The 14330-nt window shown below is 65.0% G+C and carries 16 protein-coding genes; 6 read left to right on the top strand and 10 right to left on the bottom strand.

What is annotated here, in order from left to right:
- Positions 1-35 precede the first annotated feature (35 nt).
- Genes D2V07_RS10965 through D2V07_RS10955 form a run of 3 tightly spaced genes read left to right on the top strand, consistent with a single transcriptional unit; the run spans position 36 to position 2635 of the window.
- Entirely contained in the window at positions 36-1367 is a 1332-nt protein-coding gene (locus D2V07_RS10965) for an alkaline phosphatase PhoX (protein ID WP_119587023.1), read from the top strand.
- Positions 1368-1379: 12 nt separating this feature from the next.
- Positions 1380-1844 (top strand): low molecular weight protein-tyrosine-phosphatase, encoded by a 465-nt coding sequence (locus D2V07_RS10960; protein ID WP_119587022.1) that lies wholly within the window; start codon positions 1380-1382, stop codon positions 1842-1844.
- Positions 1841-2635, top strand: a complete 795-nt coding sequence (locus D2V07_RS10955) for a fructosamine kinase family protein (protein ID WP_119587021.1) — start codon at positions 1841-1843, stop codon at positions 2633-2635. Before D2V07_RS10960 ends, D2V07_RS10955 begins: the two co-directional genes overlap by 4 nt.
- A gap of 4 nt (positions 2636-2639) precedes the next feature.
- Here the strand turns inward: D2V07_RS10955 and D2V07_RS10950 are convergent, their stop codons facing one another.
- The 9 genes from D2V07_RS10950 to D2V07_RS10910 form a co-directional block, all read right to left on the bottom strand.
- Positions 2640-3695 (bottom strand): enoyl-CoA hydratase/isomerase family protein, encoded by a 1056-nt coding sequence (locus D2V07_RS10950; protein ID WP_119587020.1) that lies wholly within the window; start codon positions 3693-3695, stop codon positions 2640-2642.
- Between the two features lie 7 nt (positions 3696-3702).
- The gene (locus D2V07_RS10945) at positions 3703-4848 is read right to left on the bottom strand and encodes an acyl-CoA dehydrogenase family protein (protein ID WP_119587019.1); all 1146 of its coding nucleotides are present in this window, start codon (positions 4846-4848) and stop codon (positions 3703-3705) included.
- A 101-nt stretch (positions 4849-4949) separates the two neighbouring features.
- The gene (locus D2V07_RS10940; protein WP_147366946.1) at positions 4950-5363 is read right to left on the bottom strand and encodes a hypothetical protein; all 414 of its coding nucleotides are present in this window, start codon (positions 5361-5363) and stop codon (positions 4950-4952) included.
- A 67-nt stretch (positions 5364-5430) separates the two neighbouring features.
- Positions 5431-5739: an I78 family peptidase inhibitor gene (locus D2V07_RS10935; RefSeq protein ID WP_199698779.1), complete on the bottom strand. Its 309-nt coding sequence runs from the start codon at positions 5737-5739 to the stop codon at positions 5431-5433.
- An 89-nt stretch (positions 5740-5828) separates the two neighbouring features.
- The gene (locus D2V07_RS10930) at positions 5829-6407 is read right to left on the bottom strand and encodes a septal ring lytic transglycosylase RlpA family protein (RefSeq protein ID WP_119587017.1); all 579 of its coding nucleotides are present in this window, start codon (positions 6405-6407) and stop codon (positions 5829-5831) included.
- A 55-nt stretch (positions 6408-6462) separates the two neighbouring features.
- A complete protein-coding gene (locus D2V07_RS10925) occupies positions 6463-7707 on the bottom strand; it encodes a cell division protein FtsA (RefSeq protein ID WP_119587016.1) in 1245 nt (414 codons plus the stop codon).
- Positions 7688-8536 (bottom strand): MBL fold metallo-hydrolase, encoded by an 849-nt coding sequence (locus tag D2V07_RS10920; protein ID WP_119587015.1) that lies wholly within the window; start codon positions 8534-8536, stop codon positions 7688-7690. The genes D2V07_RS10925 and D2V07_RS10920 overlap by 20 nt, the downstream gene beginning before the upstream one ends.
- Complete coding sequence (locus D2V07_RS10915; RefSeq protein ID WP_119587014.1) at positions 8533-9531, bottom strand: NAD-dependent epimerase/dehydratase family protein; 999 nt, start codon at positions 9529-9531, stop codon at positions 8533-8535. Before D2V07_RS10915 ends, D2V07_RS10920 begins: the two co-directional genes overlap by 4 nt.
- On the bottom strand, positions 9528-10520 hold the full coding sequence (locus tag D2V07_RS10910; protein ID WP_199698778.1) for a 3-oxoacyl-[acyl-carrier-protein] synthase III C-terminal domain-containing protein: 993 nt from the start codon (positions 10518-10520) through the stop codon (positions 9528-9530). The genes D2V07_RS10915 and D2V07_RS10910 overlap by 4 nt, the downstream gene beginning before the upstream one ends.
- Before the next feature lie 104 nt (positions 10521-10624).
- On the opposite strand from D2V07_RS10910, the gene D2V07_RS10905 reads away from it, so the two are divergent.
- A complete protein-coding gene (locus D2V07_RS10905) occupies positions 10625-11227 on the top strand; it encodes a TetR/AcrR family transcriptional regulator (RefSeq protein ID WP_119587012.1) in 603 nt (200 codons plus the stop codon).
- On the opposite strand, the gene D2V07_RS10900 is transcribed toward D2V07_RS10905, so the two are convergent.
- A complete protein-coding gene (locus tag D2V07_RS10900) occupies positions 11224-12234 on the bottom strand; it encodes an ArsR/SmtB family transcription factor (protein ID WP_233548357.1) in 1011 nt (336 codons plus the stop codon). The two genes, D2V07_RS10905 and D2V07_RS10900, sit on opposite strands and share 4 nt — an antisense overlap.
- Positions 12235-12354: 120 nt before the next feature.
- Between D2V07_RS10900 and metF the strand changes: the two genes are divergently transcribed.
- Positions 12355-13287: a methylenetetrahydrofolate reductase [NAD(P)H] gene (metF, locus tag D2V07_RS10895; RefSeq protein WP_119587011.1), complete on the top strand. Its 933-nt coding sequence runs from the start codon at positions 12355-12357 to the stop codon at positions 13285-13287.
- Positions 13284-14330, top strand: a complete 1047-nt coding sequence (locus tag D2V07_RS10890) for a homocysteine S-methyltransferase family protein (protein WP_119587010.1) — start codon at positions 13284-13286, stop codon at positions 14328-14330. The genes metF and D2V07_RS10890 overlap by 4 nt, the downstream gene beginning before the upstream one ends.

Genomic DNA, 14330 nt, shown 5'->3' with positions numbered 1-14330 from the left:
GCCGGCAACAGGCTTCATCAGGGTTCGCAAATCGCATGTCATCACAAAATCGCCGCCAGTTTCTCAGCCTGACCGGGACGGCTTTTGCCGGGCTGTATCTCAGCAGTTGCACCACGGCAGGCCCGCGCGCGTCCACCAGTCCGGCACTGTCCGGATCGGCCAGCCCCGTTGGCGCACTCGTTCCCGATCCCGCCGGAATGTTCGACCTGCCAGAGGGGTTCTCGTACCGCGTCATTTCCCGGCTGGATGAGCCGATGAGCGATGGCGGCACCGTGCCCGACCACGCGGACGGCATGGGCTGTTTCGATATCGGTAACGGCAAGCTGGCACTCGTGCGCAATCACGAACTGCAGCCGCAGCACGATGGCGGTTCCATCCCGTCCGGCCCGGCTTTCGATACGGTGCAGCGTTCCCTCATCCCGCTCCCGGGCGGAACCACCACGATCGTGCTGGATGCGGCCACGCTGGACGTCGAGCGGCAGTACCGTTCGCTGGCCGGCACCATCCGCAATTGCGCGGGCGGCATCACTCCATGGGGAAGCTGGCTGACGTGCGAGGAAAACACTTCCCGCGCGGATGGTCGTATCAACAAGGATCACGGCTGGGTGTTCGAAGTGCCTGCGGATGCCCCGGGACTGGTCGACCCGGTCCCGCTCACGGCCATGGGCCGGTTCAACCACGAGGCAGCCTGCGTCGATCCGACGACAGGTATCGTCTACATGACCGAAGATCGCGACGATTCCCTGCTGTACCGGTTCCTTCCCGCGCAGCCGGGCCAGCTGGCGCGGGGCGGCACATTGCAGGCTCTGGTGCTGGGAGAGGTCAAGGACACGCGCAACTGGTCGGCACGCAGCATGGCAGCGGGCGATACCTTGGCCGCCAGCTGGATCACCATGGACAATGTGGAAGCTCCCGATGACGACCTGCGCCAGCGTGGCGCCGCTCGCGGAGCGACCCTGTTTGCGCGGGGCGAGGGCATCTGGATGGGCGATGGGGAGATGTTCTTCACCTGCACCAGCGGGGGCGCGGCGCGCCAGGGGCAGATCTTCAGGCTGCAACCCGGAAACGATCGCCCCGACATGCTCGAGCTGTTCTATGAAAGCCCTGCCCAGAGCGAGTACAGCTTTGGCGACAATCTGACGGTTGCACCCAACGGGCATCTGATCGTTTGCGAGGACAGCTACGACGACATCGTCCACAATCACCTGCGCGGCATCACGCCTGCCGGAGAGGCTTATCCGCTGGCGCTGCTGAGAATGCAGACGGAGCTGGCGGGCGCCTGTTTCTCGCCCGATGGCCGGACGCTGTTCGTGAATGTCTACAGTCCGGCGATGACGCTCGCGGTTACCGGACCCTGGCCGGCATGATAGGGCGGGCGCATGAATAAAGCGCCCGCCATCCTGTTCGTCTGCCTCGGCAACATTTGCCGTTCCCCGCTTGCCGAAGGCGCCTTGCGCGCCGCTGCCGAGGCTGCGGGGCTCGATCTGCAGCTCGACAGTGCGGGCACCGGGGACTGGCACGTCGGCAATCCGCCCGATCCGCGGGCGATTGCCGTGGCGCGGGAAAACGGCGTCGACATCACGGGATTGCGCGCACGGCAGGTGACGCGTGCCGATTTCACCACGTTCGATCATATCTTCGCGCTAGATGCGGAGAACCTGCGATACCTGCGGCAACTTGCTCCCGGTGATACGACAGCGGAAGTTGCCCTGCTGCTGGACATGGTGAGCGGACGCACGGGCCAGCCTGTTGCCGACCCATACTACGGCGGCGAGGAAGGCTTCGCCGAAACCTGGGCCGATGTAACGGCAGCGGCGCACGCCATTGTCGCGCGCTTTTCGTGAGCCTTGCCGAAGAGATAGAAGCGGCGCTGGGAGAGAAGGTTGCCGCAACCCGGCAATTGCCCGGCGGGGATCTGGGCGGGGCAGCGCTCGTCACTCTGGCCGACGGGCGGGAGATCGTCGCCAAGCACGGCAGACTTGTCGCTCGCGAGGGGGCGATGCTTCGCGCGATTGCGACAACCGGCGCGCCCGTTCCGCAGGTCCTCTATATCGGTGGCGAATTGCTGGCGATGGAGTTCATCTCGGTGGATGGCCGGGCAGGCTGGGACAGCATGGCAGAGGGACTACGCCTTCTCCATACACCACAAGCCGGGCCCTACGGTTGGAGCACGGATTACGCCTTCGGTTCGGTGACCATTCAAAACGATCCGCTGGAGGACTGGCCGCAGTTCTGGGCTGAGCGTCGGCTTCTGCCGTTCTGCGAACATATAAGCGGTGCACTTGCAGCCCGGATCGAGAACCTTGCACGGCGCACGCCCGACCTGCTGCCCCAAAGGCCGCCAGCTGCCCTGCTGCACGGCGATTTGTGGAGTGGCAACGTCCTGTTCAACAGGGGGAGGCTTGCCGCACTGATCGATCCCGCCAGCTATTACGGCGACCGCGAGGTGGATTTCGCGATGCTCCAGGTTTTCGGAAGTCCGCCCGCAGCGTTTTTCGCTGCCAGCGAGCTGCCGCCCGGCTGGCGCGAGCGGGTACCCGTGTACCAGCTGTGGCCGATGCTGGTGCACCTGCGCCTGTTCGGCAGCGGTTACCGGGCCCGGGTGGAAGACCTTCTGGACGCCTGCGGAGTCTGACGGATCAGCTTTCGCGGAACGGTGTCCATTCCTCGCCATCGGGCAGGGGGGCAAAGATCGCGTCCAGCATTTCGCCGGTCACGCCTTCGGGCTCCGCCGGGTTCCACGCAGGCGCGTTGTCCTTGTCGACCAGCACGGCGCGCACACCCTCGGCGAAGTCAGGCCGCATGATCATGCGCGAAGCCACGCGATACTCCATCGCCATGTTGGCGGCGAAATTCTTGCAGTCGGCGTTTTCCTCGAACTGGCGCAGTGCGACCTTGCTGGTGGCCGGGCACTTGGATCGGACCGCGGCCAGTTCCTTGGCAGCCCAATCGCTGTCGTCGGCTTCCAGCGCGGCGATAATGCCTTCCAGCGTACCGGGCGCGAAAAACTGGTCCACCTTGCGGCGATTGGCCTGCAGCCGCGCCATAGGCGGCTCTGCGGAATGCTCGCTCAGGATGTCTTCCACCTTGTCGGGATCCGCGATGAGGCGGGCTTTCACCTCGGCCAGCTTGCTGCTTTCGATGTAATGCGTGGCAAGGCCTGCCCACAGGCACTCCGCGCCATCCAGCCGCGCACCGGTGAGGGCAAGGAACTTGCCGACCTGGCCGCGCAGGCGAGGAAGATAGTGCCCCGCGCCTACGTCGGGAAACAGGCCGATTGCGCCTTCCGGCATGGCGAATTTCGTGTTTTCGGTCGCCACCCGGTATTTCGCGGGCTGGCTGATCCCCACGCCGCCGCCCATGGTAACCCCGTCCATGAATGCCACCACCGGCTTGGGGTAGGTGAACAGCAGGTGGTTCAGGCGGTATTCGGTGTGGAAGAACTCGCGGGCACGAACGCCATCGTCCTCGGTGGCTGAATTGCGCAGCATTGCCACATCGCCGCCCGAACAGAATCCACGCCCCTCGGCGTGATCCAGCAACACCAGTTTCACATTGTCGTCTTCGCGCCAGCCGAGCAGCGCCAGCCCCATCGCCTCGCACATCTCCAGCGTCAGCGCATGGATCGCCTTGGGGCGGTTGAGGGACACGTGGGCGACGTTGCCGTGCGTGTGCAGGTTGAGAAGATCGGTCATAAAATCCTTACTGTCGCAGCAGGTCGCGGCCCACGATCATGCGCATCACCTGGTTGGTTCCTTCCAGGATCGAGTGCACGCGCAGGTCGCGCCAGAAGCGTTCGATGGGGTAATCCTTGAGGTAGCCGTAGCCGCCGAACAGCTGCAGGGCGTTGTTCACGACATTGCTGCCGCTGTCGGTGGCAAGGCGCTTTGCCATGGCCGAAAAGCGCGTCTTGTCGGGCGCATTGTCGGTGACCTTGGCAGCGGCGAGATAAAGCAGCGCGCGGGCGGCTTCCAGTTCCGTTGCCATGTCGGCCAGCATGAACTGGGTATTCTGGAAATCGGCCACCGGCTGTCCGAACTGCTGGCGTTCCTTGGTGTAGGCCACGGCCTCGTCCAGGCAACGCTGGGCACCGCCCAGCGAGCAGGCGCCAATGTTCAGTCGCCCGCCGTCGAGCCCGGCCATGGCAAAGCGGAACCCGTCGCCTTCCGCACCGACGCGGTTCGATACGGGTACGCGCGCATCCTCGAAAATCAGCTGCGCCGTGGGGCTGGCGTTCCAGCCCAGCTTCTTCTCCGGCGCGCCGAAGCTGACGCCGGGCGTATCCTTGTCCACGACCACGCAGGAAATGCCGCGCGACTTGTCCTCGCCGGTGCGTACCATCACCACATAGACATCGTTCACGCCGCCACCGGAAATGAACTGCTTGGTACCATTGAGAACGTAATGGTCACCGTCCAGCTTCGCCGTGGTCTTCAGCGCGGCGGCATCGGAACCGGAGGACGGTTCCGTCAGCGCATAGCTGGCCAGTTTCTCCATCGACACGAGGTCGGGGAGGTAGCGTTCCTTCAACTCGTCTCCGCCGAAGGTGTCGATCATCCAGCCGGCCATGTTGTGGATGGAGATAAAGGCGCTGGTGGTGGGGCAGCCATAGGCCATGGCTTCCATGATCAGGGCAGCTTCCAGCCGTCCCAGCGCGATGCCACCCGATTCCTCTGATACATAGATCGCGCCAAAGCCCAGTTCACCGGTCCGCTTGATCACATCGCGCGGGAAGTGGTGCGTCTCGTCCCACTCGGCAGCGTGCGGCGTGATGTTGTCAGCGGTGAAGCGCCGCGCCATCTCCTGGATCGCAAGCTGGTCATCGCTAAGCTGGAATTGTCCGGTCATATGTGTCTCCCGCACAGTCAAAGTGCATGGCGCGCCATGTCAAAAGGCGCATTACGAGGCAACCGGTCACCCGTGAAACTTTCGGCCTGTTGCCAGGCGATCTAGTCCTCGAATATTTCCGGCGCTATCGGCTCGGGCGCGAAACCGCCGTTTTCTCGCGGAGTCGGGTCGAATCCCGCAGTATCGTCTACGGGGTCGGTGGAGAAACCCTGCGCATCGTCGACGAAAACTTCGGGCTCGGCATCGACCACCACTTCGTCATCCATTCGCGTGGTTTCGCTTTCAGAATCCTGCGCTGTGGAGGCCCCCTGCGACGGACTGGAACCGCTCTCGGTTTTTATCTGCGACTGCTCCATCGTCATTGCACCGTTTGCGGGTTGGCGCTCCTCTACCGCGGCCTGGCGGTCTTCCAGGTCATCGCCACACGCAGACAGGAGGGGGAGGGCACAAATGCCCAACGCCGCCATGGCGAGGGGCACGACTTTAGGATTACGGTTCAAGCTCAGATGTCGCATGTTCGCTCCAATCCATGCAGCGGGCTGTGAGCTCGCGGATTTTTCCGCCGGGCGAACGCGCGCTGCTCTAACCGCAGGAAATCCTCTCGATAAGCATGTTGTCGTCGTAGGAAACTGTCAGCCGGTCCATCCGGTAATCCATGGTGACAGCGGTGCGCGGCGGCACCCAGCGCAGGGTGCGCGCACCAGTGATGGCCAGCAGTTCGCCGCCCAGTGCGGACGTCGCGCGCTCGCCGACCATGCCTTGCGCGGCCTCAGCATCGCAGGTCTCTGACTGCTCGCGCACATTGGGATTGCCGTTATCGTCGAATGGCGGCGTAGTGGTTGCGCAGGCGGTCAGTCCGAACAGGGTGAGGGTGATGGCGGGTTTGATCATGGCGGCCCTTTTAACGCACACCGCGCCTGGGCGCCAGAATGTCGAGAAGATGGACGCAACTTTCACAGGGGGCTACTGATTTCAGCGGGTCAGGTAACGAGCAGGGCAAGGTTCACCCTGCCAGTACCGGACCGGATAAGGCCGATTTCGCGGGCTGCGGCATGGGAAAGGTCGATCACGCGATTGCCATGATAGGGCCCGCGATCGTTGATACGCACGACCACGCTTTCTCCATTGCGCGGATTGGTGACGCGTACTTCGCTGCCAAGGGGCAGTGTGCGATGCGCCGCCGTGAGAGCCTGGGGATTGAAAACCTCGCCATTGGCCGTGCGATTTCCTGCCAGTTCGTTGCCGTAATAGCTTGCATCGCCGCCGCCCATGGCGCTTTCCCGCGCGGACGGGGTGCTGGAAGGTAGCGGTTCCACCGGATCTACCTGAGCGACCGGCATGGCTTCCACACTGGCCGTTCCCTTCCCCAGCTTCACCACCTCTGGCGAGGTGCGATCGTTCGCCAGTATCGCTCCCAGTGCCAGCGACAGTGCGGCGAAGAGCCCGGTGCCGAGTATGGCCATCTGACGCTGCGATTTCAGGCGCAGTAGCATCCGTAACCGCTCTCGCCGGCTGGGCAGGGTGTGGCTGGAATGGGCGGCATTCTCGGGTTTCCTCATACCCAACCAAGGGATAGCCGGGGGGCAATGTTCCGAGAAAGTCCGGCTCAGGCTGCTATGTGGAGGGGTGTGTCCAGACAACCTTCCGACGCTTGGGGCCGGTCCATGCGGGGAGGGTATGCTCTACCCTTACGTGCACAGGAGCGAGGCGAGCCAGGGCCTGCTGCGCCCTGGCGGCGTCTTCCGCAGGAGCGTCTGGGGTGACCCGCAAAATGGCCTCGTGCGGGCTGGCGCAGGCTTGCCAGTTCCAGCGGGCGCCCAGCACGTTCTCTACCGCCTCAACGACCTGACGGGGCGTGAGGGTAATATCGCCGAGGCGCCAAAGGTCCCCGGCGCGGCCCGCAATCGGCCGGATCACGCGGCCGGCATATCCGCACGCACATGGACCGTCGTCGGCCAGTTCCACGAGGTCGTCTCCGCGCAATCGCACCACGGGCTGGCTCCTGCGGCGCAGGTCGGTGATGATCGGGCGAAATGCGCTGGTGCCGCAGACCGGCTCAAGCTCGATTGCCAGCGCATGATCGTTCAGGTGCAGCCTGCCCCCGGCGCATTCGGCTCCCAGAAAACCCTCGGTCGCTTGCCAGATCGATCGTGGACGCAGACCCAGCACGTTTGTCACGAAATCGGTTTCCGCCGCGCTGATCGCTTCGCTGCCTGTGAACAGATGGCGCAGACTTGGCAGATCTGCGCCCTGCCTTGCGAAATCGATCAGGCGGTGTGGCGGAGCGATGAGGACGGTAGGCGCATATGCTTCAATCTCGCCCAGGGCTTCCGCCGATGATTGGTCCAGCGATACATGGCGAAATGCCATCCGCCCGCTCTCCACATCGCTGTAAAGCGCGCTGCCTGCGCGAAGGTGCAGGGCGATGCGCTGGCGGCGGAACAGAGCGGCGGGAGGCAACAGGCGGGCAAGGCTCTGGCCGAGGTAGTCTGCCCGCTCCCGCGCATTGGCCACAAACAGACCGCGCGTACCGCCGCCGGAGCCCGTCGACCATCCGGCAACGATATCGCCTGTATCCTCGCCGCGCTCGGCGACATCCGCCATTTCGCGCAGGTCTGCATCGGTCAGGCCAAGGCTGTTCCAGAGGCCATAATCGGTGCGCAAATCGCAAATTTCGGTGATCGGATATTCGCACAGCAGCTTGCCCGGGTACTGGGCAATGGCAGGTGTCCGGGCAAGCGACGACTGCAACTCGCGCCACTGCCGTTCGCGATGCGCGGCAAGCCCGCCTGCCGACATGCGCATGGCGCGCCGGGTGCGCCACCAGCTGCGGACAACATCAACCTGCATCGCCAGCATTGAATGCGGCGGCGCTGCGGGCGCAGTGCGACGGCAGGATCGCCACGTCCGACCCATTGCACGAAGCCCGGTGCAGTTGTTCCAGAGTAGCGCGATAGAGCGGGGTGTTGCCCAGAAGTGCGGTGGTCAGGCGCGGCGGGGGCCGGTTCTCGGCAATCGACCGGCCAGACCATACCGCGTCGCCAGCCAGCAGGATCGGGCAGTCATCCTCGTTGATAAAGGCAAGGCCCCAGTGCCCGGGGCAATGGCCGGGCAGTTCTACCGCCAGCAGGCTGCCATCGCCTAGAATATCCCGCCCACTGGTAAAGGGTGCAAAGGCGGAAGGGAGCGCACGCTGGGCAGCGTCTTCGAAGAAGCGGGCATGCGCGTCCATGGCCTGCGGCACCAATGCGGGAAGCAGCCCCTGGCGAACCCTTGCAAGGCGGGGCCCGCTGCGGAGCGCCGAAAGTCCGGCGCGGGCACAATAAAGGGGCAGGCCCGCCAGACGCGCAGCCCCTGCCACGTGGTCGCCGTGAAAGTGGGACACGATCAGCCCCGCCAGCGAATCCCGCGCAATTGAATGGCGCGATAGCCACGCCTGCCATTCTTCGCCCGCGCCCACCTCCACCGGGGTAGTCCAGCGATAGAGACGTTCGGGAAAGGGGTGGGTGGCATCCAGGAACGCCGGATCGTAGCCGGTGTCGAACAGCAGGTTGCCGCGTGACGGATGCGCGATGACTCCTACCATGGCGGGGAAATCCACCGCGCACAGGCTGCCGCCCTTGATAGTTGCAGCCTGTGGATGGCGGCACGATCCGCGCTCCAGCCAGCGGAAGCCGACGCGGATCATTCCGCCCCTTCCAGCTTGCGCGCCTGCTCCAGCACGGTGGCGAGTGCATCGTAACGCGGCGTATAGCCCAGCAGGCGGCGGGCGGGCTCGAGGTCGAATGTCTGCGAATAGGCGAGGGTCGCCAGCGTGTAGCGGGTAAGGGGTGGCTCCGTCGCTGAGCCCGTCAGCCGCGCTGCCATCTCCATGGTTGTGGCAACTGCACGGGCAAGGGGGCGAGGAAGCGAGACCAGCCGGGGTGACAGACCCAGCGTCGCGGCAAGATCGCTTGCCACCTTGCGCACGGCGACGGGCTTCCCCCCGGAAACGTTGATGCCCTTGCCGGAAAGGTCGGGTGCGCGCTCCTCCGCCTCGCAGATCGCCCAGGCTGCATCGCGAAGGTCGGTCATCTCGATCAGCGCGGTGCCTCCGCCTGGCAGGGGCACGCGCTTTCGCGAAGCCAGTTCGACCAGCCGTGGCAGGATCACCCGGTCCCCCTCGCCCACCAGCGCACGCGGGCGCACGGCGCAGGCCGCCATGCCATCTTCGCGCGGGGACAGCACCAGCCGCTCAGCCGCCAGCTTCGTGCGGGCATAGTGGTTGAGCGGCGGATCGGTGGGGGCATCGTCTGGGCCGATCCCGGTCCGGTCGTGCAGCGCGGCGTAGATCGAAGGGGACGAGATAAAGACGAAGCGCCTGACCCCGGCAGCGCTGGCGGCGTCCAGCAAAAGGCGCGTCGCCATGACATTGTTGCGTTCGAACGCGTCACGCCTGCCCCAACTGGCAGAAAGCCCCGCGGCGTGGATCACCGACTGGCAACCGTCCACCAGATCGTAAAGGTCGCAAACGTCGGCAGCGAGGTCGCATGTGACGAAGCTTGCGCCCATCGTCTCCAGCAGCTTGCCTGCATTCTCGTCACGTCCCGTGGCGCGCACCTCGTGGCCGCGTGAGAGGGCTTCGCGCACCAGGGCCGTGCCCAGTCCGCCGGTTGCCCCGGTGATGAGGATGCGGCGCGTCACAGGCGCAGCACCATGGCGCCAGCGCTGATGCCGGCAGCCGTGCCGAGGAGGAGCACATGGTCGCCTTCCCCTGCGAGACCTTCATCCAGCGCATGGGCAAGGCAGGTGGGGATCGACGCGGCAATCTGGTTGCCATGCTGAGCGAAGATATCGACCACCCGGCCTTCGTGCGGCGCAAACAATTTCTGCACGTGCTTGATGCCCGGCGCGCTGGCCTGGTGGCAGACAATGCAAGCGATCGCCTGCTTGCCGATACCCGCCGCCGCCAGCGCCTGTCCGATCACATCGGGCAGCGCCTTGGCCGCGGCCTTGAAAATGCCGAAGGCGTCCATTTCGAAGTGAGAGCCGGCCACCAGCGCATCGTACCCCTCCTGCACGCGCAGCTTCGTTCCGCCAGCGCGTAACTGCGCCAGCCGGTTATGCGCCCCGAACGTTGCCATGCTGTGCCCGGCGATGCCGCGCGCATTATCCCCGCAGGCCTCGATCGCCAGCGCTGCCGCGCCGTCACCGAAGATGGAGCGGATCTTGGGGTCGTTCTCGTCCAGACCGCACGACGCGATGTCGGCGGCGAAAACCAGCACCCTGCGCCATCGCCCGGTGGCGATGCCCATGCCCGCAACGTCCAGCGCGGCTATGAAGGAAAGGCACGTCTGGTTCACGTCGAAAGCCGGTATCCCGCTGCGTCCCAAGCCCAGCCTGTCCTGCACCAGCGCTGCGGTGGAAGGGATCGGTTGTTCCATCACCCCGCACCCGCCGATGATCGCGTCGAAATCGCTCTCATGCCAGCCCGCCATCTCCAGTGCGCGCCGGGCGGCCTGTGCTGCCATCATGGAGCTTGTTTCACCCGGACCCGCCACGTGGCGCGATGTTATGCCGAATTGCTCCTCCGTCCAGCCCCGGGGGTGCCCGTGGCGCGCATCCAGTTCGCTGGAATGCAGCACCCTCAGCGGGCGATAGGTGCCCCAACCGGCTATGGCAAAGTTGCTCAACACAAGACGTGCTCCATTTGATTCGCTGGATAGCATGCCAACAAATTAGACAGTGTTCAATTAAAAATTAGACAGCGTTCAATTTATCGCTTATCCCCCGTTTCATGGGAAGACGATCCGACCATACGCCAGAGCAACTTCGCACCTTGCTGGTAGAGGAAGGCCACGCCCTGCTGGCAGAGCGCGGTTTCGCGAAATTTTCCGCACGCGAGGCGGCGCGCCGGGCAGGCTATTCGGTCGGCACGATCTACAATGTCTTCGGGTCGCTCGATGCTTACCTGCTGGCAGTCAACAGCCACACGTTCCGGCAATGGAGCGCGTGGCTGGAGGAGGCGCTGGATGGCGTGTCACCCACGGGCACCGCACGGATCGAGGCGCTGGTGCGTGCCTATTTCAGCTTTGCGGCGGAGAATGCGAATGCCTGGATGGCGATCTACGACCACCGGATCGACCGCGAGACCGATATTGCCGCAGAAGACGTTGCCGCGCGTGAGGCGCTGACCGCTATCGTCGACCGCGAGGTGGCCGCGTGGATGAGGGCTGGTGCCGATGGGGAGGAAGCCCGGCGGCTGGTCCGCTCGCTGATTGCCACGGTCCACGGCCACTGCGCGCTCTGGCTGTCGGGAAGTTATGCGCTGATGAACGAACCGGACCCGGCCGGCCAGGCCCTTGCCCGCGTGCTGGAAGTGCTGGAGGCGCAGGCCTAGGCGGCCGTCACCCCGAGTTCGGACTCGAGATCGCCCTCGACTTCGGCACCGGCGCGCCGGGCGATCCAGACCTTGGTCGTCAGCGCCTCTCCCACCAGTGCAATGGGCGGGGCGGCGGTCAGCCCGCTGTCGCGGAGAAACTCGCTCATCTGCTCGTCGGTGAAACCCAGCCGGACATGGGCGTGGCGTTCGCGCAGTTCGTCACGGGCGTGGGCCGCAAGGTCGACGATCACGATCCGCGCCCCGGCACTGCTGACGCGGGCCGCCTCGCGCAGGGTGTAGACCGGCTCGTGCGCGAAATGCAGAACCTGGTGCAGGGTCACCGTGTCGAACGAGGCGTCGGCAAAGGGAAGCGCGTAGAAATCGCCCTGCACCAATTCCCAGTGACCGGCGGGAAAGTCCTGCAACCGCGCGCGGGCAAGCCGCAGCATTTCGGGGCTGCGATCGAACCCCACCACGTAGTCGGCACGGTTGGCGAGCAGTTCCGCGATGCGCCCGGTGCCGGTTCCGATGTCGAGCAATCTTCCCAGCGGCTGGCGGCCTATGGCCTCGACGATACATTCCTCCACCTCTTCGGCGGGGCTGAGGAGGGCGCGCAACTGGTCCCACTCGCCCGCGTGGCTGGCGAAGAACTGCGCCGCGCTGCTTTCGCGCCTGGCGCGAATGGCGGCGAGATGGCGGCGGTCTTCCGCGCACTGGGCGGCAAATTCGGCATCTTCGGCCTCTGCCGCGTCGAGCAGGCGCGAGGCGGCAACATCCACCGCGCTGTCGGACGCGTCCGAAATGGCCTTGCGAAGGTAGACCCAACTGCCCTCGCGCCGCCGTTCGGCCAAGCCGCTATCGCACAGGATGGCGACATGCCGGGAAACGCGCGGCTGGCTCTGGCCCAGCGCCTGAGCCAGTTCCCCTACCGCCAGTTCCAAGTGTTCGAGCAGGCGCATGATGCGCAGGCGCGTCGGGTCCGACAGGGCAGCAATGAGAGCTTCGATCCGCACCTCGGAGTACATATGCAGGAATCTTTATATGCGCAATCCAATCCTTTCTTGCGGATATAAGGATATCTTGATATCCGCAAGAAAGTGAGCCCACGGCTTTAATTTCTGGTTATTTCTGAAGGTCAAGCGCGCATGGAAGTCTCTGATTCCCAAATGGCCAAGGCAGGCCGCGATTCGCAGTTCGCGGGTCTGCCGGGGGATATCTCGGTCTCTTTCGAGTTCTATCCGCCTGCCACGGAGACGGCGGAGGAGCAGCTGTTCCGGGCGTTCCACCGCCTTGCCCCGTTTGCCCCGTCCTTCGTCTCGATGACCTATGGCGCGGGCGGTTCTACCCAGTCGCGCAGCATCGCGGGCGTGCAACGCCTGATTGCGGAGGGCGAAGTCCCGGTCGCCGCCCATCTCACCTGCGTCGGTGCCAGCCGTGAGGAAGTGGACGCAGTGGCCATGCAGTTCTGGGACGCGGGCGTGCGGCACATTGTTGCGCTGCGCGGCGATGGCGGCAAGCCGGGCGAACCGTTCGTCCCGCACCCGGACGGCTATGAGAACGCGGCAGACCTGGTTGCAGGGCTGCGCAAGCTGGCAGACTTCGAAATCTCCGTCGCGGCCTATCCGGAAGTTCATCCCGATGCGACGAGCGCCGAGGCCGACCTCGACAATCTCAAGCGCAAGCTGGATGCCGGGGCTTCCCGCGCGCTGACCCAGTTCTTCTTCTCGCCCGACGCGTTCCTGCGCTTCCGCGACCGTGCCGCCGCGGCAGGGATCGACGCTCCGATTGCGCCGGGCATCCTTCCGGTCACCAATTTCGCGCAGGTCTGCAAGTTCGCCGGTGCCTGCGGCGCGCTGGTGCCCGACTGGATGCATGCAATGTTCGAAGGCCTCGACGATCACCCGGAAACGCGCAAGTTCGTGGCCACCACGATCACGGCAGACCTGTGCCGCAGCCTCTATGACGGCGGCGTTCGCGATTTCCACTTCTACACGCTCAACCGGGCGGCCCAGCTGGAGGCGGTCTGCCACCTGATGGGGCGCCGCCTGCCTGCCGCCCGGCTGGAGGCAGCGGCATGAGCGCGCGTGAAGCCATCAACGCGGCGGCTCGCGAACGCATCCTGATCTTCGATGGGGCTTTCGGCACGATGATCCAGAACGCGAAGCTGGCAGAGGAGGATTACGCAGGGGACCTCGGCCTGTCGGCATCGCAGGGCGGCAACAACGATATCCTTGCGCTGACCCGGCCCGACGTCATTCGCGATATCACTGCGGCCTATCTTGCCGCCGGGTCCGACATCGTTTCGACAAACACCTTCTCCGCCAATCGCATAAGCCAGGCGGACTATGGTGCCGAACACCTCGTGCGCGAGATCAACCTCGCGTCTGCCCGGATAGCGCGCGAGGCAGCCGATACGGCGGCTGCGGGCGATGGCATGCAGCGGTTCGTGGCGGGCGCGCTCGGGCCCACCAACAAAACCTTGACCCTCTCCCCCGATGTCGAGGATCCCGGCTACCGGGAGATCGATTTCGATTTCCTCGCCGATGTCTATCGCGAGCAGGCAGCGGCGCTGATCGAGGGCGGTGCCGACCTGATCCTGGTCGAGACGATTTTCGACACGCTCAATGCCAAGGCCGCCATATTTGCCGTGCGCCAGCTGGAGCGCGAACTGGGCCGTGATGTGCCCATTGCCCTTTCCATGACGCTAACCGATCTTTCGGGTCGCAACCTGTCCGGGCATACCGTCGAAGCGTTCTGGTACGCGGTGCGCCATGCAAGACCGGTGGCCATAGGACTGAACTGTTCGTTCGGCGCCGAGCAGTTGCGGGCCTATGTGCAGACCCTGGCGAAGGTCGCCGATACGCTGCTGCTGGCTTATCCGAACGCCGGCCTGCCCAACGAACTAGGCGAATATGACGAGCCGCCGGAGAAGACCGCTTCGCTGCTAAAGGAGTGGGCGCAGGGCGGACACGTCAACGTGCTGGGCGGCTGCTGCGGCTCCACGCCCGACCATATCGCTGCCATCGCCGCCGCGGTGCGCGGTGCGGCCCCGCGCGTCGTGCCGGAGCCGACCGCCGCCACCCGTCTGGCCGGTCTCGAACCCTTTACGCTGGCAGCCTGA

Source organism: Aurantiacibacter zhengii (genome assembly GCF_003584125.1).
Lineage (GTDB): Bacteria > Pseudomonadota > Alphaproteobacteria > Sphingomonadales > Sphingomonadaceae > Alteraurantiacibacter > Alteraurantiacibacter zhengii.
The sequence above is the reverse complement of the archived record's forward strand: the minus strand, read 5'-3'. Positions and strand labels throughout refer to the sequence as shown.